We start from the raw sequence: 24,054 nt of genomic DNA, 5'->3' as shown, positions 1-24,054 counted from the left end.
ACCAATAATTAATATTAATGAAAAACGGAATTATTATATTAGACTTCGGCTCTCAGTACAATCAATTGATTGGACGCCGTATAAGAGAATTTGGAGTTTATGCTGAAATATTACCATTTTACACTCCTTTGGATGAAATTTTAAGCCATAATCCTAAAGGTATAATTCTTTCCGGAGGACCCTCTTCAGTGAATGCTCCGGATGCAAATCTGGTAGAGAAAGAACTGTATGAGAAGGGAATTCCTGTCTTAGGAATTTGTTATGGTATGCAGGTTACTGCTAAACTTTTAGGAGGGGTAGTAAGTGAAGGAATAAAGGGTGAATATGGAAAATCTGAATTTAAAATATCAAAACAAAATAAACTATTAGCAGGGGTTCCAGAAAATTCAACGGTTTGGATGAGTCACTTCGATGAAGTTAGCCAGTTACCGGAAGGATTTGAATTAATTGGTACATCAACCAACTCTATCGCTTGCATGGCAAATGATGATAGAAAAATATATGCAGTACAGTTTCATCCGGAAGTATCCCATACTGAATACGGTAGTGAAATTATCAAACACTTTGTTTTTGATATTTGTAATTGTGAAAAAAATTGGGAATTAACAGATTTTATTCAGGCTGAAATCAAGAGAATTAAAGAAAAGGTCGGAAATAAAAAAGTTATTTTAGGACTATCTGGAGGGGTAGATTCTTCAGTTGCTGCTGTTCTTATCCATAAAGCGATAGGTAATCAATTAACCTGTATTTTTGTCGATACAGGATTATTGCGTAAAAATGAAGGAGATAAAGTAATGCAGGTTTACGGAGAGCATTTTCATATGAACATTAAGCGGGTAAATGCTGAAGAACGTTTCTTTTTCAAACTAAAAGGTGTTGATGATCCAGAACGCAAGCGAAAAATTATCGGAAACGAATTTATTCAGGTTTTTGATGAAGAAGCTCACAAAATTGAAAATGTAGATTTTTTAGCTCAGGGTACTATTTATCCGGATGTTATTGAATCTCAATCAGTAAAAGGTCCATCTGCAGTGATTAAATCGCATCACAATGTAGGAGGATTACCTGATGAAATGAAACTGGAGTTATTAGAACCTTTACGAGAATTATTTAAAGATGAGGTAAGAAAAGTAGGGGTAGAATTAGGTATTCCTGAAGAATTGGTTTACAGACACCCTTTTCCGGGTCCAGGATTGGGTATTAGGGTTTTGGGAGCTGTAGATGAAGAGAAAGTAAAAATTTTACAAGAGGCAGACGATATATTTATAGAAGAACTGTATAAAAATGATTTATATGATAAAGTAAGTCAGGCATTTGTAGTACTACTTCCGGTTAAATCGGTCGGGGTAATGGGAGATGAACGTACGTATGAATATACTGCTGTTGTTAGATCTGCAAATACTATTGATTTTATGACAGCTACCTGGTCAAAATTGTCCTATGAATTTTTAGAATTGATATCTAATCGTATCATTAATGAAGTTAAAGGAATTAACAGAGTTGCCTATGATATTTCATCAAAACCACCGGCAACTATTGAATGGGAATAAAATATTATTATATAAAAAAAAGCCTGATTAATTTTTAATCAGGCTTTTTTTATTGATAAAAGAAAAAATAAAAATAAAAAATAATAAATATAAAATGCTGATATTTAAATTGTTAGATACTTCATTTTAATATTTATTTCTTTTGATACTAAAAAATACGTAAAACTATATTTATTTATTATAAATTATGACTATATTTATGTTTTATAAAAACAATCTAAGTTCATTTTAAAATTTTAAGATAAAATGATTGTTTATAAACTATAATTAATGAATAATGTAAATATATAAAAGCTATAGATACTTACTTTAGGCCTGTTGAGCGATTGACGTTTAAATCTTATAACAAAAACTATGAATTATAAAATTTAATAAGTAATCAAAAAAACTTTAATAAATAATTATTTAAGAAAAGAATATGTTTAATTTGTCTGTCAAAAGTAATCTTGTATCGCCCCAAAGTTTTGAGACTTTCTATAGAATTCAGATAAGCTACAATTCAGTAGCTGGTCCACAAACACCTAATTTATCTTTAAATACAGTTTCACATATTCATTTTGTTCAAAGAATACAAAACAATAGTTTGTATAATACAACTGTGTTACTTTCAGCTAATGGAGGAACTAAAAATGAAGAAAACAGGAGTGCTCTTGAGAAAATATTGATTTTATCAGATATAATGACAAAAATGTCAATTAAAAGAAATTTGAACGGTAAAATTGAGAAGTTGTTGAATCCGGATGAAATCAAAAAATCATGGAATCTTTGGAAGGAAAAAAATTTAACAGAATATATGAGAAAACTAATAGAGCAGGAAAACTTTATTGAGGACTTAGAATCCAGCCTTATATATCTTGAAGGGAATTTTAAAAAAGAAATTCAATATATCGCATTATTTCCGGAATGTTATTCTTTTAAATCAAATAATCTTCAATCAACCAATTATACAAGTCAATACATATTTAATTCTCATTTAATAAATGAACTGGTTCTTAAGTATAAGTTATATCCTGTCTTTATTAAAGATTATGGTAATATAATTCATGTTAAATTAAAATCTATTATTGCCAATTTATCAGATGTAGGGTCTATAATTAATGAAATTGATTCACTACCTGATTATAAGTATAAATTTGAAATTTTAGCAGATTATAAGTTTGATAAGAAAACAGGAAGAATTATTACTTCAGAAGTTGTTTTATCTGAATTTATAAATAATGAAATTCAATATACGTCAAAAGTAGAAATAAAAGAGGATAAAAAAATAGTAAATAAGATTTATTCCTGAATTTGGTTAGTACTTATGATAGTTACTCACTACTAAAATTTATTAATAACAATAAAAAAGCATTAACTGTTTTTTATAAATTCCTATTAAAACAGGAGTATTGTGATAATAAAATTTTAATAAAAAAATTCATTCTTCTGTATTAGTAATAAATTAGTAGCTTTACATAAAGTGTGAAAATTTGAAAACAGCAGTACTTTATCAGTTTTCTTCTCCGCCCGAAAAAAATGGAATTATTAAGCCGCTAAAGAAAGGAGGTTATGCAGATAGTGGAGCAGATATAGCTTACGCATTAAAAATAAATAAAATTCCGGTCATAACTCCCGTTAATTTTGCTAATCCTAGAATAGATTTAGACTGGGTTTTTCCGGATACATTTACTGGTATCGCAGAAGCAATTGACTTAGGTGCTGAAGTTTTATGGTTAAATACGGTATTGTATCAAGGTCATCCAATAGAAGACTTTTTAAAAAGTGTAAAAGTAGTTGGACAATTACCTGAAATTGTTGATAAATATGATGATAAATACTTAACTAATCTTTGGCTGAAAAAATACGATTTTCCGATTCCTTATTCCCATTTATTAAACAGAAATTTTAACAAAGAAGATATTCCATCTGAACTGAATTATCCTGTAATACTAAAGCCAGTTAGAGGCAGGGGCAGTCAGGGGGTTACAAAGATTGATACCAAGGAAGAATTATGGGAAACAGCAAGCTCTCTTTTTAAAAGTGGAATATATGGTGATTATATGTATCTGGAAGAATTTTTATCAGGAGAAGAATTAACAATAACTGTTATGCCTCCTGGAAGTTATATTATTGAAAATCAAAAATTAGACCTACCAAATTATTGGAGTTTACCACCGGTAAAAAGATTTAATCATGAAAAAGGAGTCGCTCCATATAATGGAGTTGTTGCAGTAATGTCAAACAGTAAAATTTTGACAAAAGGAGAAATTCAGGAGCCAAAAATACAGATGTTATGTAAGCAATGTGAAAAAGCTGCGGAACTTATTGAAGCAAGAGCTCCCATAAGAGTAGATTGTAGAGCCAATAAAAATGGTAATTATTTTTTGTTTGATGTTAATTTAAAACCAAACATGACAGGTGCCGGTAGGCCTAACAGAGAAGAGCAGGACAGCTTAACTATGTTGGCAGCCAAAGGGATTGGCTGGACGTACCCGGATTTATTAATAAATATGCTTAACCAATGCTGGTAATCAATACAAAAACTAAAATTAATATTCATGTCAATTCAATCATTAGAAACAATGACAACAACATTAAGTTGGAAATCAATAAGCTATGAACAAATAGGAGAAGGAGTACCTATTGTTTTTTTGCATGGGATTCCATTAGACAGAAGAGCATTAAAAAATCCAATGGAAGATTCTTTAAAAAATATTAATGGCTATAAGCGAATATATTTGGATTTGCCGGGCATGGGACAGTCCGGAAAAATTAATAGAGTTTATAGCTCGGATGACATGGTGGAAATTTTAAATGAATTTATAACAGATGTTATAGGTGATGCTAAATTTTTACTCGTAGGTCAATCCTATGGAGCCTATTTGTCTTTAGGCTTATTGCTTAAAAATGTAAATAGTATAAATGGTGTTTTTTTGATATGTCCTTGTACAGTTCCGGATAGATCAAAACGTATTCTCCCCGTTAAAAAGGAGTTAGATTGGAGTAATCCGTTTATAAATAAGTATAAAAAAGAAGAAACGTTTGTTGATTATCTGAATTTCACAGAAGTCAGAAATGAACAAACTTGGAAAAAATATCAGGAAGATATTATACCCGGAATGAAAATTGCAGATTTAGAGTTTATAAACCAATTACAGGCAACGGGTTACGAATATACTTATCATAATGAATTGAAAAATTTAAAATTCAGAAAACCTTCAACAATTCTTACAGGAAGTCAGGATGCTTGTGTAGGATTTGAAGACGCTTTTAAGCTCACTCCTAATTTTGAACATTTAACCTTTTCAGTATTAGATAATACAGGGCATAATTTACAAATTGAACATCCTGAACTACTGAAGGTTTATTTTAAGGATTGGATTTCAAGGGTTGAAAAAAATTAATAAGCATAAAACATAAATAAAGCAAGATATGTTACATAAAAAAACGTTAAAGTTTTTAAAATCTTTAAAAAAAAATAATAATCGCGAGTGGTTTTCAGAAAATAAAGATTGGTACGAAACGTCTCGCTTAGATTTTGAAAATTTAGTTAAAGATTTACAAATCGGACTATCTGAACTAGATATCACAATAAAATATTTAAATCCTAAAAAATGTATATTTCGTATATATAGAGATATCCGTTTTTCACCAGATAAAACACCTTATAAAAATTATATGAGTGCTGTATTTAGTGAAATTAAAAACTCAGGATATTATTTACATATTGAACCCGGTAAAAGTTTTCTTACATGCGGTCACTATATGTTGCCACCAGAGCAGATAAAAAAAATAAGAAAAGGAATATATGATGATTTTGAATCTTTTAGGGAAATAGTGGAAAATAAAAATTTTATCAAAGAATTTGGAGGTTTAACTAAAGATGAAACTATTCTTAAAAGAGTTCCCAATGGTTTCGACAAAGAACATCCCTCCTCCGAGTATCTCAAATTTAAAAATTTCTATGTAACTAAATCTATTACAGATCAACAGGTACTGGATACTCATTTTGTTACGTTGGCTGTATCTGTCTACACAAATATGCAACCTTTCAATGATTACATAAATAATTTAATTCTTGATTAAATTAAATTTAAAATTGATGATTTGAATATTGAAACAGTATATTTTTAGTAAACAAATTTTATTAGTGTAGAATTTCGTATCTAAATTTGCTGTACTATAAAATTAATCTGAGCTATCCGTTTTTTTGATAAATTTTCAAATTATTTCACATCTTTCATAAAATAGCATTACATATTAGGTTAAGAATATTAATATAAATTTAAAAATGAAGCAGAAAGAAAAATCTGTTGGAGTTCACGTAAGACATTATGTGAATAGGGTAGGATGGTTACGCGCAGCAGTATTAGGTGCAAATGACGGAATAATATCAACAACTAGTTTAGTAATAGGTGTAGCATCTGCCAATGCGGATAGAGGGGCAATTATTGTGTCAGCTGTAGCTGGTCTGGTAGCGGGGGCTATGTCTATGGCAGCTGGCGAGTATGTTTCAGTAAGTTCTCAGGAAGATGTTGAAGTATCAGATTTAAGGAGAGAACAAAAAGAACTGGATACAATTCCGGATCTTGAGCTAAAAGAATTGGAAAATATATATATCAAAAGAGGATTGGATGAAGAGCTAGCTGCAAAAGTAGCACGTCAGTTAACTGAATATAATGCTTTAGAAGCTCATGCTAGAGAGGAGTTAGGAATCAATGACGTTAGTAAGGCAAAACCATTACAAGCGGCTTTAGCTTCTTTAATTTCTTTTATCATTGGAGGAATTTTGCCATTATTGGTTTCGTTTTTAGCCCCTGTTTCACAAATGGTAACTTATCAATATATTTTTGCTCTCGTATTTTTGATATTATTAGGGATTATTGCGGCTAAAACCGGTGGAGCAGATATTATTAGAAGTTTAGTAAGAATATGTATCTGGGGAACATTAGCTATGGGGGTAACAGCATTAATAGGCTCTTTTTTTGATATAAAAGGTTAAAATATATGAGAAAATTAAAAATATGTGTAGCAGGAGCAACTGGTTGGGCAGCTTCTGAATTATGTAAACAAATGGTAAAAACACCTGACATGGAAATCGTTTCAGCAATTTCCAGAAAAAATGCTTCAGGTAATTTAGACAGCATTTTAAACTTAAATACAGGAGTTAATATACCAGTTTTTTCAACAATTGAAGAGGCTCTGAATATTTCTTGCGATGTTCTTATTGATTATACTTCACCTGAAATTGTAAAGCATAATGTTTTGGCAGCATTAAATAAAGGTGTTAATGTAGTAATAGGAACTTCTGGTCTTTCAGATAATGATTATGAAAATATACAAAAAGCTGCAGAAGATAATAATAGATCTGTATTAGCAGTAGGAAATTTTGCTATCAGTGTCGTATTATTAAACAAATTTGCTGAAATAGCTGCTAATTATATGAATTATTGGGAAATCATTGATTATGCAAGCGATAAAAAAATTGATTCGCCCAGTGGTAGTGCATTGGAATTAGCTTATAGACTTTCCAAGCATGGGAAATCTAAAAAAACTGTACAAATTAATAATACTCAAGGAATAAAAGAAACAAGAGGAGCTGATATGGGAGGTACTCAGGTACATTCCGTAAGATTACCCGGTTATGTAATATCGCTGGAAACTATTTTTGGTATGGAAGATGAAAAGCTTATTTTAAGACATGAAGCAGGAAGTAGTGCAAAGCCTTATGTAGCAGGGGCCTTACTAGCTGTTCGTAGAGTAAATTCTTTCACAGGTCTCAGAAGAGGATTGGATACAGTTATGGATTTCTGATTAATAAATGATTTTTATTATATTTGAGGCTTTTATTTAAGCAAATCTTACTAAAATAATATGCTTTGAAGAAAGTTTTGACAAGTTATAAATTACTTTTATTAATTGTAATTTTATTTTTACTGGCAGTTAACACTCAATACTATTGGGAAGTTTGGATTGGTGATTCTGCGCTAGCAGTTTACCTGATTTTATTCATCGGTTATTTATCTCTTATTGTTGCTCTCTTATATCAAATTTATTTTTCTGTTGAAGAAAACTTCAAAAATAAAAGCAGATTAATTGTTAATTTATTAATTGCTGGTATTCTTATATTTATATATAATAAGCCAATGGGCATAATGAATTATGATGAATGGGAAGATGAGAATTTGTTAATTGCAGAAGCTGAGGGAATTGCAAACTGTATGATTCGGGTAAAATTTAAAAATGATCAGAGTTTTGTGGAAAGAGATGTATGCTTTGGTGTAGATGTAATGAAAGGAAGTTACATCCTCCGAAATGATACATTGTTTCTTTACCAGAATTTTTTATTTAGTAGATCGAAAGATTATTATGTATTTGCACTCTTTAAAACTGATAATGACGGTGACGGTAAGTCTGATGATAAGTTATTGTTATACAGAAGTGTGAATGATACCCTACCTATAATGCTTAACATACGAAAAAATAAGCTTTTAAAAAATTGATTTAATCTAAGATGTATTGTCAATTTTTACCATATTTATTATTGATCAATCTGGATATAATAAATATTTGGAACGTACAATTTTAAAATCTTCTAAATCTTTTTTCCAGGATAATTTAATTTCTTGTTCAGATTTTCTTGCCAGTATTTGTTTTCTTAGCAGGTCTGTACCTGCAAGTTTATCAAAAAACAGATTTTTATTGAAAAAAGAGTATCCGACAGGTAAATTGGTGCTATTTGTGCTATTATAATATATAGTGAGTAGCCATTCAAGATTTATTTCAGAAAGAAACGGCTCGTCTCTTAAATCTTCACCATAGCAAATTTGCCCCTTATATTTCGGATTTTTATCACCCTTGTTAGGTTGGGGAATAAATTCATCCGTAAAAGCAGTGTTAAAAGGAGAACCATACATTTCAAACGGAAAATCAGTACCTCGTCCTACACTAACATTAGTTCCTTCGAAAAAACATAAGCTGGGGTATAAATTAATAGCATGATCTGTTCTTAAATTAGGAGAAGGATTTACAGGTAAAGAATATTTCAATTTATGATTATAATTTTGTAGTTTAATAACGGTTAAATCACAAGAAACTTTATTTTTCAGCCATTTTTCTCCATTAATCATTAAAGCATATTCTCCGATGGTCATTCCATAAACTACGGGTACTCTATGCATCCCGACAAAAGATTCAAACCCTTGTTTTAAGACAGGTCCGTCAATATAGTGAGCATTAGGATTAGGTCTATCCAGAACAATTACAGGAATGTTGTTTTCAGCAGCAGCTTCCATTACATAATGAAGAGTAGAAATATAGGTGTAAAAGCGTACACCTACATCTTGCAGATCAAATAAAATTATTTCAACCCCCTTAAGTTGTTCTGTTGTCGGTTTTTTATTTTTTCCATATAATGAGATCACGTGGATATTGGTTTTAGAATCTTTTTCATCCTTCACCTGCTCTCCAGCATCAGCTTTTCCTCTAAAACCATGTTCTGGAGAAAATATTTTCTCAATTTTTATGTTTTTTGAAAGAAGAAAGTCTACAATAGATATAGTATCTATTTTTATAGATTTTTCACTCATATCAGGATGATCCGAATTGTTGTAAATATTTTGTACATATAAAATTCCTGTTTGATTCGTTACAATTCCAACTTTTTTATCAGAGAGAAGAGGAATATATTTTTCATACTGTTGGGCCCCAGTTATTATTGTTTCATTTGTGTTCTTGGTAGATTTTATATTCTGAGCGGATAAGGAAATCAAACAAAAACAAAAGAAAATACTAAACAATTGAGTATATTTGAAAAAAAAATTTTTGGAGTTGAGTTTCACCTGGTTCATATCTAAGAAAATTGCTTTTTCCAAAAGTAATAAAAATAATCTATCACAAATTATAATTCGAATAGGGCAGACTGCAGTAGCCATAGGAATCATAGTTTCTGTAATAACTCTTGCAATCGGATTAGGATCTAAAAAAGCTATTAAACAAAAAATGGCTGACTTTAATGGTCATATAACCATTAGAAGTTATGATAGCAATAATTCTTTTAACAGTTCAAGGTTAAATAAAAAGAATGTTCTTATAGATAAAATTACAGGTAATCCCGAAGTATCAAACGTTCAGGAGTATGCTACCAAAAGCGGAGTAATACGTACAGAAGTTAGTTTCGCAGGAGTTATCCTTAAAGGTGTTACTGATGATTTTGATAAAGAACGTTTCAAAGAATTTATAGTAAAGGGAAGTATTCCGGAATTTACTAAAGATAAGCTTAGCAATGATGTAATTCTCTCGGAAAAAATATCCAAAGAAATGAAACTGGATGTTAATTCCTCATTCGTTATGTTCTTTGTCAGAGAAAACCAAAATCCTATTTACAGACGTTTTACCGTAAAAGGTATATTTCGTACAGATATCAAACAAATTGATGATGTTTTTGTAATAGGCGATATACAACATATTCAGAAATTAAACCATTGGGAGTCCGAAGATATAGGTGGTTACGATATATTTATCAAAGATATTGAGAATCTGGATGAAATATTTCCACAAATTGAAGAGTTTGCTGGTTATAACAATTTTGCAGAGAAAGCTACTACTACTTTTTCACAAATTAATGACTGGATACAAATATTTGATACCAATATATTCATTATACTGGCAATTATGATGGTTGTTGTTGTTATAAATATTATTATGGTTCTTCTAATTTTAATTATAGAAAGAATAAATTCTATTGGAATGTTAAAAACACTTGGAGCTTCTAATAAGCAGATACGAAAAATATTTGTAAACTATACACTTTTCATTATGATGCCTGGATTGATCATAGGTAACATCATAGCAATATCATTATTATATATTCAAAAATATTTTGAAATTATAAAGTTAAATCCTGAAAACTATTATGTGAGTACAGTACCTGTTTATATTAACTTTATTCATATAATTATCATATCTATTTCAGCAATAATTATTAGTGGATTAGTACTTTTGTTGCCTTCTTATTTGATATCTAAAATTTCACCTATAAAAGCAATTAAATTTCAGTAAGTTCAAAATGAAAAAAATCAGAGTAAATATCGAAGGGCTTATATCTTCCTTGATTCTTCAGTTTTTTTTATATCAAATTATAAAGATGAGTATAGGATCAGGAGAGAATTTTTATACTCGATTCCTGCTTAAAATTAAAAGTGTTTTAAATAGTATTTTCGGTCTGATTCCTTTCTCGATTGGTGATTGTTTGTATTTCTTATTAGGTATTTTTTTTGTTTTTTGTTTATTTAAAGGAATTTTATTACAAATAAAAAAAAAGAAACAAAAAGCATCCAAATATTTTGTAGCAATTTTATTTACCATAAATATATTTTATTGCTTATTTATGCTATCCTTTGGCTTGCTATATAATAGTAAACAGTTTGTAGAATTTGATAAACCTGAAGATAATTTATATGAAGCGGACTTAAAAGTAGTTGCTAATTATCTGTTAAACAATTGTCTTGAGTTGAGAAAAAATGTATCAACTAACAAAGAGGGAGAATTTGCCATTGATACTAGAGAAATGATAACTGCTCTTTACAAAGAACAAAGCTCATTTTTTGAAACACCTGAGCAACATCCAAATGTGAAAGTGTCAATGTATAGCTCAATAATGCGAAAAGTAGGTGTGGCAGGTTATTATAATCCTTTTACAGGTGAAGCACAATTTGTTGAAGGATATCCGGATACCTCAATACCATTTACTATAGCTCACGAAATGGGGCATCAGGCAGGAATAGCAGGTGAGGGAGAAGCTAACTTTTATTCTTTTTACATGGGAGAAAATTCTTTAAATAAAGAATTTCAGTATAGTGTAAAATATAAAGCTCTAATGTTTATATTAAGAGAAATATATAATAGTGATTCATTATATTACAAACGTATTTCAGCTAATTTCTCCGAAGGGATGAAAAAAGACAGAGAAAGAGAAATAAAATTTTATTCGCAAAGTTCAAATATAGGTTCTGACTTATTTCTATACATGAATGATACATATTTGAAATCCAATAATCAGGAAGGAGTTTTAGCATACAGTAAGGTTGTGAAAATGATAGTTAACTTTTATAAATATAGCTACCCGTCATTGTTTGCAGAAGCTAAACAATCCCAGCTGCCAATAAATAATACTCAATAATAACATATTAATATTACACATAAACCGATAATATAGTACAAATACAATCAGAGATAAGATCTTTAAGCCAAAATACTGTTTAAGTATCGAAGTTATATTTATAAAAATAAATTATAGTTTAGTAATATATTACAGACAAAATAATACTATCTGAATATTTTATTAAAATAATTTAAACAATTAAAAATTAATGCAATTATGCTGGAAATCCTATTAATTTTAATAATCATTTTATTAATAATCATATTACTTAAACTGAGTTTTAGCAATACTCAGGTTATTAATAAATTTGAATCATTAACTGACAAATTTGAAAAGTTAGAAGATAATTTAAATAAAATCCTAAGTAATACACCGGTTGAAGATATTGAAATAAAGAACAAAGATAACAACCAAGAATCAATGGATGGGTTGAAATCTGATTTTCATTTTGATACTGCTTCTGAGATAAAATCTTTTGAACCGGAAAAATCTGAAATTTTAAACACTGATCTTGCAGATGATAAAATGCCTGAAATTATAAATCAGACAATAGAGCAAGAAATCCAACATTCCAACTCTGAATTGGAAGGTTCTGTATTTTATGATATAAATAAAGATGTAGTTGATAATAGTAAAGAAGAGACTTCAAAGAAAACTTTCGAATTTGAAAAATTATTTGGTGAGAATATTTTGAGTAAGGTAGGAATAACAACCTTAGTGCTCGGAATTGCTTATTTTGTAAAGTATGCTATTGATCAGAACTGGATTGGAGAATCAGGACGTGTTGCAATTGGTATGATTGTAGGTATAGGAATTATAGGAATCGCACATAAACTAAGAAAAAAATATTTAGCTTTTTCAGCTTTACTCGCTGGGGGAGGAATATCTGTATTTTATATTACTCTAACCATAGCCTATAGGGAATATATGCTATTTACACAACCTACAGCCTTTTGTTTACTCATAGTAGTAACGCTTATTTCTGTAGGATTATCATTATTCTACAATGAGAGAATACTAGCAATATTTTCATTACTCGGAGGGTTTGCTTCTCCGCTTTTAGTTAGTACAGAAAGTGGAAATTATATTACCTTATTTTCTTATATATTTATACTTAATTCAGGAATGCTCATATTGGCATATAAGAAAAAATGGAAGATAGTAAGCATCCTCAGTTATGTATTAACATTTGTTTTCTATAGTTTCTGGCTAATTACCTCCTTTCGTTCAGAAAATAGAGAAGGAGCAACAGTCTTTAGTGTGTTATTTTTCGTTCAATTTTATACTTTAGCATTAATAGAATTTTATAAAAATATAAAATTTTCTCCATATCAGATAGTTATTGTATTAAGTAACAATTTCATACTTTACTTATCTTTAATTTATATATACGATTTATATCCAAGAGATGTTAAAGGTTTGATAACTATGTTAATGGCAGTAATTAATGTAATACCCGTTTTCATATTATTAATTACCAAGCAGAAACAAAGCCTTTTTTTTCAATTACTTTTAGGAATCGTATTAGCATTTATAACTCTGGCCATACCTATTCAGTTAAAAGGAACAGTAATAACAATGTTCTGGGGAGTAGAATCAGTCATTGTTTTTTGGTTGTATAAAAATACAGGAATAAACATTTTCAAAAAAAGTTTTTATTTATTAATAGGCCTATCCATGCTATCACTCTTAAAAGACTATGTAAATGGTTATATTTCGGATATATTTTTAAACGGGATTGTAAATCTGGATCATTTTAGCATAGAGTATAAAACCATAACTATAAGTCCTATATTTATTACCGCATTGTTTATAATCTTATGTTTATTGATTATTAAATATATGATTAAAAATTGTGAATCAGTAGAATTAAATTCTCAAACATTAAAAATATTCGGCATATCCAATATAAAGGAATGGATTATAAACAGTATTTGGTTCTTAGGTTTTATCTTTCCCTTATCTGAGCTTACCTCTCAATTATATGAAAGATACTACGCTTTTCCTCAGATTGCATTATTGCAAGGGGTTTATATATACACTTATGCAGCCATTTACTATTTTATAAATCGTAAAAAAATATCAAAATTATCCTATATTGTATTGGGAGGACTAGTTATTTTATATTCAGTTGTTTATCTGTTAAAAGTAGTTTCCAACTCGACAGATATGATATTTTATTCTCCTAAATTCAGGTTAACGCTCCATTTAATACATTATTTAACCATCCCACTTTTTATCTATTTAGTTAAATTGTTTTGTAATAAAAATACAAATCAAAACAACGAAATTCCTTATTGGATAGTAGCCGTTTCATCATTAATTGCTCTTAGTGTCGAAATTGATAATACAGTATTGTTAAAATATTCGCATACTGTGCTGTTTGATATACATACAATTGTATATCCAATAATTTGGGGGATATCCGGTCTGATATTAATTATACTGGGCATGAAAAAAAATAAAGTTATTCTCAGAAAAATATCACTGGCTTTGTTTGGTTTAATAATTTTGAAATTGTATTTATATGATATATGGCAAATGAGCCAGACAGGTAAAATTATATCTTTTATACTTTTAGGAATCATTTTACTTTGCACGTCATTTTTATATCAAAAATTAAAAATTTTGGTTAAAAACGAAGATGAGTCTAAAAGTGAAGAAACCGACCTAAAATAGATAAAAACTAAGTTTGTAAATTAATAGATTACAATAAGTATCTTTGCATTTATAAAAATATATTTTTGTATATGCAAAAAGCACTTAATTTGTTTATCCTTAGCTGTCTGGTAATTTCTTGTGCACGAGTAGGAACTCCAAGCGGAGGACCCAAAGATATAACACCACCCAAATTTTTAGGCTCTAAACCCGATACATTAGCTGTAAAAGTAGACACTAAAATTAAAGAAATTACACTCAATTTTGATGAATATGTAATTGTTAAAGATATTTCCAAGCAAGTTGTTATTTCACCGCCACCTAAAATCACACCCTCAATTGAGCCATCATCAACTGCCAGAAAATATATATCAATAAAATTTTTTGAACCGTTGGAAAATAATACTACCTATACGATTAATTTTGGTTCAGCAATTCAGGATAATAATGAAGGAAACAAATTAACAAACTTCTCGTATACCTTTTCTACGGGTAACCGAATAGATAGTTTAAGTTTAAGTGGAAGAGTAAGACAAAGTCTTGAAAGAGATCCGCCAAAATCAGTTTTAGTATCACTATATAAAATTTATCAGGATTCTTTAGGCAAAGATTCCATTAATTTGAAAAATAAACCGTATTATATATCAAGAACAGATTCCACAGGAGCTTATAAGCTAACACATTTACATCAGGGAAATTATAAGCTGATAGTATTCAATGATTTAAATTCAAACTTACTATTAGATCCCGCCAAAGAAAATGCAGGATTTTATACACAAAGTGTAGATCCACAAAAAGGAGAAACTTACGATCTAATACTTTCCCCTTTAAAACAGGCTTATAAAGCAGTAGGAGCAGAGCAGGAGTCGTTGGGTGTAATTAAATTTAAATTTAAGGGTAATCCTGAAAATATTAAGATAAAACCTTTAGAAAAAAATTTTCCGGAAATAAAACAAAATCATAAACCATTTGCAGATAGTTTATATATTTATTTCAACAGTAAAGAGTTAAAAGGATTAGATAAGAAAGGAAGGATAAAATTCCTGACTCAATACAAAGAAAAAAAAGATACACTGAATGTTTTATACGATCCAAAATCAGAATCAGAACTAACCTTGTCAGCAGAAGAAAAAGAAATTACTCCATCTACTATTTTTACATTAAAATCTAATAATTATATAGATCAAGTAAATAAAAAAAAGATTGAGTTGTTAAAGGGAAAAGAGCCTATGGATTTTGATGCAGAAATTGATGAAGGAGATGCCAGAAAGCTGAATATAAAGTTTCCGATTACTTTTGATACAACGTATGAAATCAAAATTAATTCTGAAGCAGTTCAGGACTTTTTAGGACAGAAAAATAAAGATACACTTAGCTATTCTATTCAGACCAAAAAACAAAGCGATTACGGTAATTTAAGCCTGAGAATACAAAATAAGCCCGATTCTAAATTCTTTTTTCAATTGTTAACAGAAAAATATGAGACTATTCAGGAAATATATGGAGAAAAGGATTTCTTTGAATTTAAAAATTTAAAACCGGGTAAATATATTATCAGGATTCTGGTAGATGAAAATAACAATGGTATTTGGGATGCAGCAGATATAGAGCACTTTATTCCGGCTGAAAAAACTTATATATATCCTGTTCCGATAGATGTCAGAGCTTTTTGGAATCTTAATGAAGTATGGGTTTTATAGAAAAAATGAAGTATAAAGACATTCACAAAAGCTGGAAATGAAAAAGAAAATAGGAATAATTATAATAGTTATTTTACTTATACAGCTTATAAGAATAGATAAAAATAATCCACCGGTAGATCCGAATAAAGATTATATTAAAATAACACATGCACCAGCGCAGATAGCTGAAATTATTAAAAAGGCATGTTACGATTGTCATTCGAATGAAGTGAAGTATCCTTGGTATACAAATTTAGCCCCCATTTCCTGGTATATTAAAGGGCATATAAATGAAGGAAAAGAATACTTAAACTTCTCCGAATTCGGAAATTATAATATGTATCAGAAAGAACACATAAATTCAGGACTGGTTAGTGCTATAAAAAGAGAAACAATGCCATTAAGCTCTTATGTGTGGATGCATAAGGAAGCAGAACTTACATCACAAGAAAAAACAATTTTACTAAATTGGTTTGAAATTTTCGATAAAAAAAGTGATAAATAAAAGGGTATGGAAAGATTAAAAAAAGGGGATACGGTTTTAATTACAGCTCCTGCAGGAATGGTTACGGAGGATCAAATACAGCCAGCGTTAAATGTAATAAAAGCTAATGATTGGAATTATGAAATAGCTCAGAATACTTTTAACCAATATAATTTTGCATACAAGTATTCAGGAACGCCACCAGAACGCTTAAGTGATTTGCAGTGGGCCTTAGATCATCCCTATGCCAAAGCAATATGGTTTGCAAGAGGAGGATATGGAGGAGTACAAATTGTAGATCGTTTAAATCTTAATAAATTTAAAAAAAATCCCAAATGGCTGATAGGTTATTCAGATAATACAGTATTTCATCAACACTTTAACCGAAGAGGATTTCCCAGTCTTCATGCTACAGTATGTAAACCGCTTCCACAAGGACAGTCTCAGGATACTTACTCAACTTTAACTCAAGCACTTCAACAGCAAAGTTTAAATTACACAATTTCCCCCGATTCATTTAATCAGCAAGGCGAGGCGCAAGGACTTCTAACTGGAGGAAACTTATCAATATTATATAGTTTATTAGGTAGTAACACATTAGACCATTTTAAAGATAAAATTCTTTTTATAGAAGATTGGTATGAAAATTATTATCATATTGACCGCATGCTTATAGGTTTGGAGAGAGCAGGAGCTCTGAAAGGAATTACAGGATTAATAGTCGGTGGCTTTACTAAAATGGATTCAAAGGAAGAAAATAGTCAATATGACGAACCGTTTGATAGTATGGCATACGAAGTGATTTCGGAAAGATTTAAAAATTATCATATACCTAAAGTTTTTGGATTTCCTACAGGACATATCTACGATACTAGGGCATTGATTATGGGAGCAGGTACTAAACTGATTGTCACAAAAGACAAGGTAGTTATTACTAATAATCTTTAATATATTAACTCGTAAACACAAGTTTCTTTTTTAACCAATAGTTTAAAACTGATACTATGGAAATAGCAGCAGCTCTGCTAAAAATAATATTCAATTTTGAATGTTTAAATACTATATCACTAAATAAATATGTGGATATTGATAGAAAAAAGGTAAATAATGCCCAGGTCATTATCACAGTTCCAATAGATAAAATTAGAAAAAGAGAGAATTCTTTCCTTTTAGAATGTTTTCCACGTTTAAAAACATATCGAATGCTTAATATATAATTACTTAAAATTCCAGCCCCGGTAGCAAGTATACTGGATAAAGGATATCCGTTTTTTAAGTTTTCAAAAGAAAAATATACAGGTAGAAATTTTTCAAAAATTAGAAGTGAAAAAATTTCAATACAGGCACTGACTGCACCAGCAATTAAAAATAAGAATACTTGTCTTTTATGCTTTTTAATGGCTAAGATCATATAAAATATTTTAGTTAAATAGATGATTAGACAAAATAATTCTTTGTAAAGCTACTATACATGTAAGTAAGAATTATTTAATCTTTGCTAGTTAGAAAAAACAATTTTCTTTTTAGCAACATAATTTACCAGGGAAACCAGAAAAATTGCGGCAGCTTTACAGAAAACGATATCGCCAACAGTATAAACCAACAAGTTGACAGGTTTATTTATAAACGAATGAAATAAAGCGAAAATACCCCAGCTCATAAACATGGTAATTATAGAAAGAGTAATAAAAAGATAAAATTCTTTTTTCTTGGAGTGTTTTCCTCTTTCAAAAACGTATCGTATACTAAAAAAATAATTACTTAAAATTCCACCTCCTGTTGAAAGCAAATTAGAAATAGGATAAGAATACGATTTATTTTCAAAAGAAAAAATGCTGGGCAACATTTGAGGTAAACTTAAGATTTTCATTAAAGAAATTTCAATGATAGCACTAAGAACCCCGGCTATGAAGAACAGTATAAGTTGTCGTTTATGTCTTTTTAAAGAAGCAATCACTTTATCATGTGTCAAATTAGTAGAACAAATAAAACCATGCAAAAATAGTTTATTTTTTTTTATTTCAGTAATTTTGTTCAAGTTAATTTATTAATTCAGGATTAAATATAATCATAAGAATATGACTTTTAAAGATTTAAATGTATATACACCAGCCGAATTTCAAGGAAAAACTCCAGCAGAGCTTGGATACTACTTTCCTGCAGAATTTGCGCCTCACAAAGCAACCTGGTTGTCCTGGCCTCATAAAGAATCTTCCTGGCCGGGTAAAATAGATAAAATATTTAAACCATATGCAGAGTTTATAGCAGAGGTTTCACAAGGTGAAGTGGTTAATATTAATGTTGTAGACGTAAAAATGAAAGAATTTGCTTTACAAATATTACAGAACACAGAGGCCGACTTAGATAAAATAAATTTTTATATTCATCCAACGAATGATGCCTGGTGTAGAGATCATGGTCCTGCCTTTCTTATCAATCCGAATTCCCTTGAGCACAAAAAAGTGTTGGTTAAATGGAATTTTAATTCCTGGGGTGATAAATATCCTCCGTTTCATTTAGATAATGAAATTCCACTTCACATAGCAAAAGAAGAAAAACTGCCTGTTTTTATCCCTGGAATTATTATGGAAGGTGGTTCCGTTGAATTTAATGGAAATGGAACAGTAATAACTTCACGTTCCTGTCTTTTAAATAAGAATCGCAATCCACATTTAAATCAGTCAGAAATAGAAAAGTATCTGATGGATTTTTATGGAGTTAAACAAGTGCTTTGGGTAGGCGATGGTATTGTGGGGGATGATACCGACGGACACATAGATGATACCGTTCGGTTTGTTAATGAAAATACGGTATTAACAGTGGTAGAAGACAACCCGCAAGATGATAATTTTGAAATTCTTCAAGAAAATCTTAAGCAGTTGAAAGAAATGAAATTATTGAATGGAGATCCCTTGAATGTTATTGAACTACCCATGCCTGATCCTGTGGTTTATGAAGGATATCGCTTACCAGCATCCTATGCAAATTTTTATATTGCTAATAAATCCGTTATTGTACCCATATTTAATTGTGAAAAAGACAAAGTGGCATTAGATATTATTGCACGGTGTTTTCCTGATAGAAAAGTGATAGGTATTGATTCTACAGATATTGTATGGGGGTTAGGAAGTTTTCATTGCCTTAGCCAGCAGGAGCCTGCTATCTAAATAGAATACAAAATGAGTATAAGAAAAGCAACAGTCAATGATGAACCAGCCATAAGGGAACTTTTGAAACAATTGGATTATCCGGTTTCAAAAGGATTTTTATCCGATAAAATTAAAATTCTCATTAATAATGAGGATGCCGAATTATTAGTATATGAAAAAGAAAGTAGTGTTGTTGCTTTTATCTCTTTGCACTTTATCCCTCAATTAGCCAGAGAAGGAGACTATCTAAGAATATCTTATTTTGCGGTAGAACAAAAAATAAGAAGTAATGGCATTGGTAGAGAAATTGAAGAATATTGCACTCAACTAGCTAAAGAAAAAAAATGTGATAGAATAGAACTTCACACTCAAAGTCGTAGGCTATTAGCTCAAAAATTTTATACAAGGCAAGGATATAAAGAAGACCCCAAATATTTAATAAAAAAATTATAGTGTATTCAGAACTAATTCAGCACATAGAAAATTACGTGCTCCTGACTAACGAAGACAAAAACAAATTAACCAACTACTTTACTTACCAGAAAATAAACAAGAAAGAGTATTTACTAAAACAAGGAGATAAATGTCAGTATAATTATTTTATAATTTCAGGAGTATGTAGAATGTATACCTTTACTGAAGAAGGAAAAGAACAAACCATACAATTTGCTATCGAAAATTGGTGGATTACCGATTACGATAGCTTTGGTAAGGATAAGTCTTCTGTGTATTATATCCAGGCACTTGAAAATGCAGAAGTACTGAAAATTAACAGAAAAAAACTGGATGAATTGCTGGAAGACATACCTAAACTGGAAAAATATTTCAGAATGTTGTTAGAACGCGCCTTTGCAGCAGCTATGCATAGAATATATCTTATTTTAACAACCCCCAAAAAAGAGCTTTTTTTAACTTTTGTACAAAGTTATCCTCAATTTGTTCAAAGAGTATCGCAGAAAATTTTATCAACATTTTTAGGGCTTACACCAGAATATGTAAGCGAAATTAGAAAAGGAAGCATTTCTTAAACAGGCTTAATTTTTTTTCGGGCATGAATTGCAAACTTTGTAGTCAATAATTTAAAATATTTCATTATGGATACAAGGTTAAACATGAGTAAATTAGAGCCTGAAGCTTATAAAATTATGTATAGTTTCGAAAAATATTTAGATAATTCTGAAATAACTATGACTCATAGAGAATTATTAAAAATAAGAGCTTCACAAATAAATGGGTGTGCCTTCTGTTTAGATTTACATACAAGAGAGGCTCTTAAAACAGGTGAAACGCAAAAACGTATTAATTTAGTAGGAGTGTGGAGAGAAGTACCTTTTTTTACAAAAGAAGAAAGAATTATATTACAACTGACTGAAGAGGTTACTTTGATTAATAAGAAAGGGGTGAGCGATGAAACCTATGAAGAAGCGCTTCAATTATTAGGTGAAAAATATTTAGCCCAAATATTGATGGCCATAACCATTATCAACTCTTGGAATCGTATAGCAATATCAACAAAAATGCTGCCTGAAAGTGTATAGCAAAATAAACTGAATTTTAACTAAAATTTTTAAATGCCGGATTTATTTATGAAATAAATCCGGCATTTTTTATTGATTTGATAAATATAATCTGAATAAAAATTATTATATTTAGTACAAGTAATAATAAGGGGTTATTAATTGCTATAAATTTAAAATTACAGTTTATGATAGATTTTCAATTAACTGAAGAGCAGGAAATGATAAAACAAGCTGCGAGGGATTTTGCTCAAAGTGAATTATTACCTGGAGTTATAGAAAGAGATGAATTACAAAAATTCCCTACTAATCAGATAAAAAAAATGGGAGGACTGGGTTTTTTAGGAATGATGGTTGATCCAAATTACGGTGGGAGTGGAATGGACACAGTTTCCTATGTGCTTGCTATGGAAGAAATTTCAAAAATAGATGCTTCCTCAGCTGTGATTATGTCTGTAAATAATTCATTGGTTTGTTGGGGAATAGAAGAATATGGAACCGAAGAACAGAAACAAAAATATTTACCCCGATTATCGAAGGGTGAAATTTTAGGAGCATTTGCTTTATCAGAACCAGAGGCAGGTTCAGATGCGACCCGTCAGCATACAACAGCAGTAGATATGGGAGATTTTTATCTGTTAAATGGAACAAAAAACTGGATAACTAACGGAAATTCAGCTTCGGTTTATCTGGTAGTTGCTCAGACACATCAGGATAAAGGACATAAAGGAATAAACGTTTTCATTGTTGATAGAGATATGCAGGGTTTTGAAATAGGCCCTAAAGAGAATAAATTAGGAATCAGGGGGTCTGATACTCATTCACTAATGTTCACTGATGTTAAAGTTCCCAAAGAAAATAGGATAGGAGAGGACGGATTCGGATTTAAATTTGCAATGAAAACGTTGGCAGGGGGAAGAATAGGTATTGCTTCACAAGCATTGGGAATAGCCTCCGGAGCTTACGAATTGGCTTTAAATTATTCTCAGGAAAGAAAAACTTTTGGTAAAGAAATTTTTAATCATCAGGCGATAGCATTTAAACTTGCAGATATGGCAACACAGATTCAGGCAGCAAGGTTTTTATGCTTAAAAGCAGCATGGGATAAAGATACCCGCAAAAACTATGATCAATCCGGCGCAATGGCTAAATTATATGCATCCAGAATAGCGATGGAAACTACCATTGAAGCAGTTCAGATATTTGGAGGGTATGGATATGTGAAAGAATATCACGTTGAAAGATTGATGAGAGACGCCAAAATAACTCAGATATACGAAGGAACTTCCGAAATTCAAAAAATAGTTATATCTAGAGGATTACAGCAACAAAATTAAATTTTTTCTATAAAAAAAATCCTCTCATATTGAGAGGATTTTTTTTATAGAAGGTTGTATTATTTTTAGATTTAATTTACCAGCTTATTGATAAACAATTGAAAATAGGTGCAGGATAAACTCCTAAAGCAATAATCAAGACTACTACGATTAAAGCAACCAAGTTATATATAACCGGAGCTTTTTGAGCATTCTGAAGTTCCTGATAACCCGGTTTAAAATACATAGCTATAATAAGTTTAAGATAATAAGCTATGCTGATAGCAGATCCTATGACAGCAATAATTACCAACACAGGCTGAGTACCCATAGTTTGTGTAAATAATGATAATTTGGCAATAAACCCTGAGGTTAAAGGAATTCCGGCCATTGAAAGCAACGAGATAGAGGTTGTGAAAGCCAGAAGCGGTTGTTTTTTTGCTAAACCGTTAAAGACTTCAAAAGTAGAAGAACCATGTGATACTCTCTCAACATAAATAAGACTGGCGAAAGCTCCTACCGTAGCTAAAGAATAAGCTAACAGGTAAAATGCTAATATATAAACAGAATTTGAATCAGTATTAAAATAAATTAATAAAAGATAACCTGCATGGGATATACTGGAATATGCCAGCATTCTTTTTGCATTTTTTTGTAAAATTCCAATAATATTTGCAACCAGTAAAGTTAGGATAGCTGTATAAAAAATTACATATTGCCATTCGTTTAGCTGACCTACAAATACAGTTTCAACTAATTTATACAAAGCAACAAATCCACTAATTTTTACGACAGAAGCCATAAATGCTGTAATCAAAGAAGGAGTTCCTTCGTATACATCCGGTGCCCAGAAATGAAATGGAACTATGGAAATTTTAAATAATAGTCCTACTAACATTAAAATTATCCCAGTAATATAAATGGTAGGAACATTTTTTGTTTCAAGGCTGTAGTGTCTTATAGCAGCAATATCAAATGAACCTGATGTACCGTAGATTAAAGCTATACCAAATAATAAGAAACCGGTAGCAAAAGCTCCTAAGAGGAAATATTTCATTGAAGCCTCATTCGATCTTAAATCGCTTTTGTTACTCCCTGCCAGTACATAAAGGGGGATAGATAATATTTCTATACCCAGAAACAGTGTTACAAGATTTTGATAGCAAAAAAGTACTATTCCACCGCTTAAAGAAAATAACATTAAAGAATAAACTTCAGATTGATGATGATCAATTAACCGGAATGCATAGCGTCCCAATAAGAAAATTAATAATGTCGCAATAATTACTATTTGAGTAAAAATTTTGGATGTTCCGTCAAATACAAACATGGAGGAATATTTTAAGAAGAAAGGAACTTCTCCGTAAAAAGTAGCTGCAAAGGCAACTAATAATCCGATAACAGCAATAGGTTGCGAATATTTACCGGAACCAAAAACTCCAGAGTAAAGACTAAGGATAGCCGTAACAAAAATAATGATAATAATACTCATCCTAAATTAGAATTTTATTTTATTTAGTTCGGCGCCAAAGTTACTATATTTAAGTTAAATTAAGA

General features: G+C 30.2%; 23 protein-coding genes. 19 read left to right on the top strand and 4 right to left on the bottom strand.

Annotated features, from left to right (window positions below; all coding sequences use genetic code 11):
- The first annotated feature begins 17 nt into the window (after positions 1-17).
- The 8 genes from guaA to EQ921_RS04980 all read left to right on the top strand — a co-directional run bounded on the left by guaA (position 18) and on the right by EQ921_RS04980 (position 8,032).
- The gene (guaA, locus tag EQ921_RS05015) at positions 18-1,550 is read left to right on the top strand and encodes a glutamine-hydrolyzing GMP synthase (protein WP_128330829.1); all 1,533 of its coding nucleotides are present in this window, start codon (positions 18-20) and stop codon (positions 1,548-1,550) included.
- Positions 1,551-1,968: 418 nt separating this feature from the next.
- The gene (locus tag EQ921_RS05010) at positions 1,969-2,838 is read left to right on the top strand and encodes a hypothetical protein (protein ID WP_164875584.1); all 870 of its coding nucleotides are present in this window, start codon (positions 1,969-1,971) and stop codon (positions 2,836-2,838) included.
- 181 nt (positions 2,839-3,019) lie between these two features.
- Entirely contained in the window at positions 3,020-4,060 is a 1,041-nt protein-coding gene (locus EQ921_RS05005) for an ATP-grasp domain-containing protein (RefSeq protein WP_255424437.1), read from the top strand.
- A 27-nt stretch (positions 4,061-4,087) separates the two neighbouring features.
- Positions 4,088-4,933: an alpha/beta fold hydrolase gene (locus tag EQ921_RS05000; RefSeq protein WP_128153089.1), complete on the top strand. Its 846-nt coding sequence runs from the start codon at positions 4,088-4,090 to the stop codon at positions 4,931-4,933.
- Between the two features lie 28 nt (positions 4,934-4,961).
- Positions 4,962-5,615 (top strand): DUF2461 domain-containing protein, encoded by a 654-nt coding sequence (locus EQ921_RS04995; RefSeq protein ID WP_128330826.1) that lies wholly within the window; start codon positions 4,962-4,964, stop codon positions 5,613-5,615.
- A gap of 205 nt (positions 5,616-5,820) precedes the next feature.
- Positions 5,821-6,531 carry a VIT family protein gene (locus EQ921_RS04990; RefSeq protein WP_128330825.1) on the top strand — a complete coding sequence of 237 codons (711 nt, stop codon included), beginning with the start codon at positions 5,821-5,823 and terminating at the stop codon, positions 6,529-6,531.
- Between the two features lie 5 nt (positions 6,532-6,536).
- Positions 6,537-7,343, top strand: coding sequence for a 4-hydroxy-tetrahydrodipicolinate reductase (dapB, locus tag EQ921_RS04985; RefSeq protein WP_128330824.1), 807 nt, complete (start codon positions 6,537-6,539; stop codon positions 7,341-7,343).
- 65 nt (positions 7,344-7,408) lie between these two features.
- A complete protein-coding gene (locus EQ921_RS04980) occupies positions 7,409-8,032 on the top strand; it encodes a hypothetical protein (RefSeq protein ID WP_128330823.1) in 624 nt (207 codons plus the stop codon).
- A 45-nt stretch (positions 8,033-8,077) separates the two neighbouring features.
- Here the strand turns inward: EQ921_RS04980 and EQ921_RS04975 are convergent, their stop codons facing one another.
- Entirely contained in the window at positions 8,078-9,379 is a 1,302-nt protein-coding gene (locus tag EQ921_RS04975) for an exo-beta-N-acetylmuramidase NamZ domain-containing protein (protein WP_370449493.1), read from the bottom strand.
- Between EQ921_RS04975 and EQ921_RS04970 the strand changes: the two genes are divergently transcribed.
- The 6 genes from EQ921_RS04970 (at position 9,360) to EQ921_RS04945 (ending at position 17,463) form a co-directional block, all read left to right on the top strand.
- Positions 9,360-10,589 (top strand): FtsX-like permease family protein, encoded by a 1,230-nt coding sequence (locus tag EQ921_RS04970; protein WP_128153083.1) that lies wholly within the window; start codon positions 9,360-9,362, stop codon positions 10,587-10,589. The two genes, EQ921_RS04975 and EQ921_RS04970, sit on opposite strands and share 20 nt — an antisense overlap.
- A 7-nt stretch (positions 10,590-10,596) precedes the next feature.
- Positions 10,597-11,709 carry a DUF3810 domain-containing protein gene (locus tag EQ921_RS04965; protein ID WP_128330821.1) on the top strand — a complete coding sequence of 371 codons (1,113 nt, stop codon included), beginning with the start codon at positions 10,597-10,599 and terminating at the stop codon, positions 11,707-11,709.
- Positions 11,710-11,907: 198 nt separating this feature from the next.
- Entirely contained in the window at positions 11,908-14,370 is a 2,463-nt protein-coding gene (locus EQ921_RS04960) for a DUF2339 domain-containing protein (RefSeq protein ID WP_128330820.1), read from the top strand.
- Between the two features lie 71 nt (positions 14,371-14,441).
- A complete protein-coding gene (locus EQ921_RS04955; protein WP_128330819.1) occupies positions 14,442-16,049 on the top strand; it encodes an Ig-like domain-containing protein in 1,608 nt (535 codons plus the stop codon).
- Positions 16,050-16,086: 37 nt separating this feature from the next.
- Positions 16,087-16,536 (top strand): heme-binding domain-containing protein, encoded by a 450-nt coding sequence (locus tag EQ921_RS04950; protein ID WP_128330818.1) that lies wholly within the window; start codon positions 16,087-16,089, stop codon positions 16,534-16,536.
- A gap of 6 nt (positions 16,537-16,542) precedes the next feature.
- Positions 16,543-17,463 (top strand): LD-carboxypeptidase, encoded by a 921-nt coding sequence (locus EQ921_RS04945; RefSeq protein WP_128330817.1) that lies wholly within the window; start codon positions 16,543-16,545, stop codon positions 17,461-17,463.
- A gap of 4 nt (positions 17,464-17,467) precedes the next feature.
- Here the strand turns inward: EQ921_RS04945 and EQ921_RS04940 are convergent, their stop codons facing one another.
- On the bottom strand, positions 17,468-17,926 hold the full coding sequence (locus EQ921_RS04940) for a GtrA family protein (protein WP_128330816.1): 459 nt from the start codon (positions 17,924-17,926) through the stop codon (positions 17,468-17,470).
- Between the two features lie 87 nt (positions 17,927-18,013).
- On the bottom strand, positions 18,014-18,553 hold the full coding sequence (locus EQ921_RS04935) for a GtrA family protein (RefSeq protein WP_128153076.1): 540 nt from the start codon (positions 18,551-18,553) through the stop codon (positions 18,014-18,016).
- 40 nt (positions 18,554-18,593) lie between these two features.
- On the opposite strand from EQ921_RS04935, the gene EQ921_RS04930 reads away from it, so the two are divergent.
- The 5 genes from EQ921_RS04930 (at position 18,594) to EQ921_RS04910 (ending at position 22,518) form a co-directional block, all read left to right on the top strand.
- The gene (locus EQ921_RS04930) at positions 18,594-19,682 is read left to right on the top strand and encodes an agmatine/peptidylarginine deiminase (protein WP_128330815.1); all 1,089 of its coding nucleotides are present in this window, start codon (positions 18,594-18,596) and stop codon (positions 19,680-19,682) included.
- A 12-nt stretch (positions 19,683-19,694) separates the two neighbouring features.
- The gene (locus EQ921_RS04925) at positions 19,695-20,117 is read left to right on the top strand and encodes a GNAT family N-acetyltransferase (RefSeq protein ID WP_128153074.1); all 423 of its coding nucleotides are present in this window, start codon (positions 19,695-19,697) and stop codon (positions 20,115-20,117) included.
- Positions 20,117-20,692, top strand: coding sequence for a Crp/Fnr family transcriptional regulator (locus tag EQ921_RS04920; protein WP_164875583.1), 576 nt, complete (start codon positions 20,117-20,119; stop codon positions 20,690-20,692). The genes EQ921_RS04925 and EQ921_RS04920 overlap by 1 nt, the downstream gene beginning before the upstream one ends.
- Positions 20,693-20,758: 66 nt before the next feature.
- A complete protein-coding gene (locus tag EQ921_RS04915; RefSeq protein ID WP_128330813.1) occupies positions 20,759-21,202 on the top strand; it encodes a carboxymuconolactone decarboxylase family protein in 444 nt (147 codons plus the stop codon).
- A gap of 170 nt (positions 21,203-21,372) precedes the next feature.
- Entirely contained in the window at positions 21,373-22,518 is a 1,146-nt protein-coding gene (locus EQ921_RS04910) for an acyl-CoA dehydrogenase (protein WP_128331160.1), read from the top strand.
- A 76-nt stretch (positions 22,519-22,594) separates the two neighbouring features.
- Here the strand turns inward: EQ921_RS04910 and EQ921_RS04905 are convergent, their stop codons facing one another.
- Positions 22,595-23,989 (bottom strand): NADH-quinone oxidoreductase subunit N, encoded by a 1,395-nt coding sequence (locus tag EQ921_RS04905; RefSeq protein WP_128330812.1) that lies wholly within the window; start codon positions 23,987-23,989, stop codon positions 22,595-22,597.
- Positions 23,990-24,054: the final 65 nt, after the last annotated feature.

It is taken from the genome of Apibacter sp. HY039, from assembly GCF_004023655.1.
GTDB classification, from domain to species: Bacteria; Bacteroidota; Bacteroidia; order Flavobacteriales; family Weeksellaceae; genus Apibacter; species Apibacter raozihei.
This window is presented reverse-complemented; position numbering and strand designations above follow the sequence as displayed.

Coding starts and splice junctions, on each gene's coding strand:
- EQ921_RS04955 (WP_128330819.1), top strand. CDS start 14,442: ATGCAAAAAGCACTTAATTTGTTTATCCTTAGCTGTCTGGTAATTTCT.
- EQ921_RS05010 (WP_164875584.1), top strand. CDS start 1,969: ATGTTTAATTTGTCTGTCAAAAGTAATCTTGTATCGCCCCAAAGTTTT.
- EQ921_RS04930 (WP_128330815.1), top strand. CDS start 18,594: ATGACTTTTAAAGATTTAAATGTATATACACCAGCCGAATTTCAAGGA.
- EQ921_RS05000 (WP_128153089.1), top strand. CDS start 4,088: ATGTCAATTCAATCATTAGAAACAATGACAACAACATTAAGTTGGAAA.
- EQ921_RS04965 (WP_128330821.1), top strand. CDS start 10,597: ATGAAAAAAATCAGAGTAAATATCGAAGGGCTTATATCTTCCTTGATT.
- EQ921_RS04960 (WP_128330820.1), top strand. CDS start 11,908: ATGCTGGAAATCCTATTAATTTTAATAATCATTTTATTAATAATCATA.
- EQ921_RS04945 (WP_128330817.1), top strand. CDS start 16,543: ATGGAAAGATTAAAAAAAGGGGATACGGTTTTAATTACAGCTCCTGCA.
- EQ921_RS04950 (WP_128330818.1), top strand. CDS start 16,087: ATGAAAAAGAAAATAGGAATAATTATAATAGTTATTTTACTTATACAG.
- guaA (WP_128330829.1), top strand. CDS start 18: ATGAAAAACGGAATTATTATATTAGACTTCGGCTCTCAGTACAATCAA.
- EQ921_RS04915 (WP_128330813.1), top strand. CDS start 20,759: ATGGATACAAGGTTAAACATGAGTAAATTAGAGCCTGAAGCTTATAAA.
- EQ921_RS04975 (WP_370449493.1), bottom strand. CDS start 9,379: ATGAACCAGGTGAAACTCAACTCCAAAAATTTTTTTTTCAAATATACT.
- EQ921_RS04995 (WP_128330826.1), top strand. CDS start 4,962: ATGTTACATAAAAAAACGTTAAAGTTTTTAAAATCTTTAAAAAAAAAT.
- EQ921_RS04905 (WP_128330812.1), bottom strand. CDS start 23,989: ATGAGTATTATTATCATTATTTTTGTTACGGCTATCCTTAGTCTTTAC.
- EQ921_RS04990 (WP_128330825.1), top strand. CDS start 5,821: ATGAAGCAGAAAGAAAAATCTGTTGGAGTTCACGTAAGACATTATGTG.
- EQ921_RS04925 (WP_128153074.1), top strand. CDS start 19,695: ATGAGTATAAGAAAAGCAACAGTCAATGATGAACCAGCCATAAGGGAA.
- dapB (WP_128330824.1), top strand. CDS start 6,537: ATGAGAAAATTAAAAATATGTGTAGCAGGAGCAACTGGTTGGGCAGCT.
- EQ921_RS04940 (WP_128330816.1), bottom strand. CDS start 17,926: ATGATCTTAGCCATTAAAAAGCATAAAAGACAAGTATTCTTATTTTTA.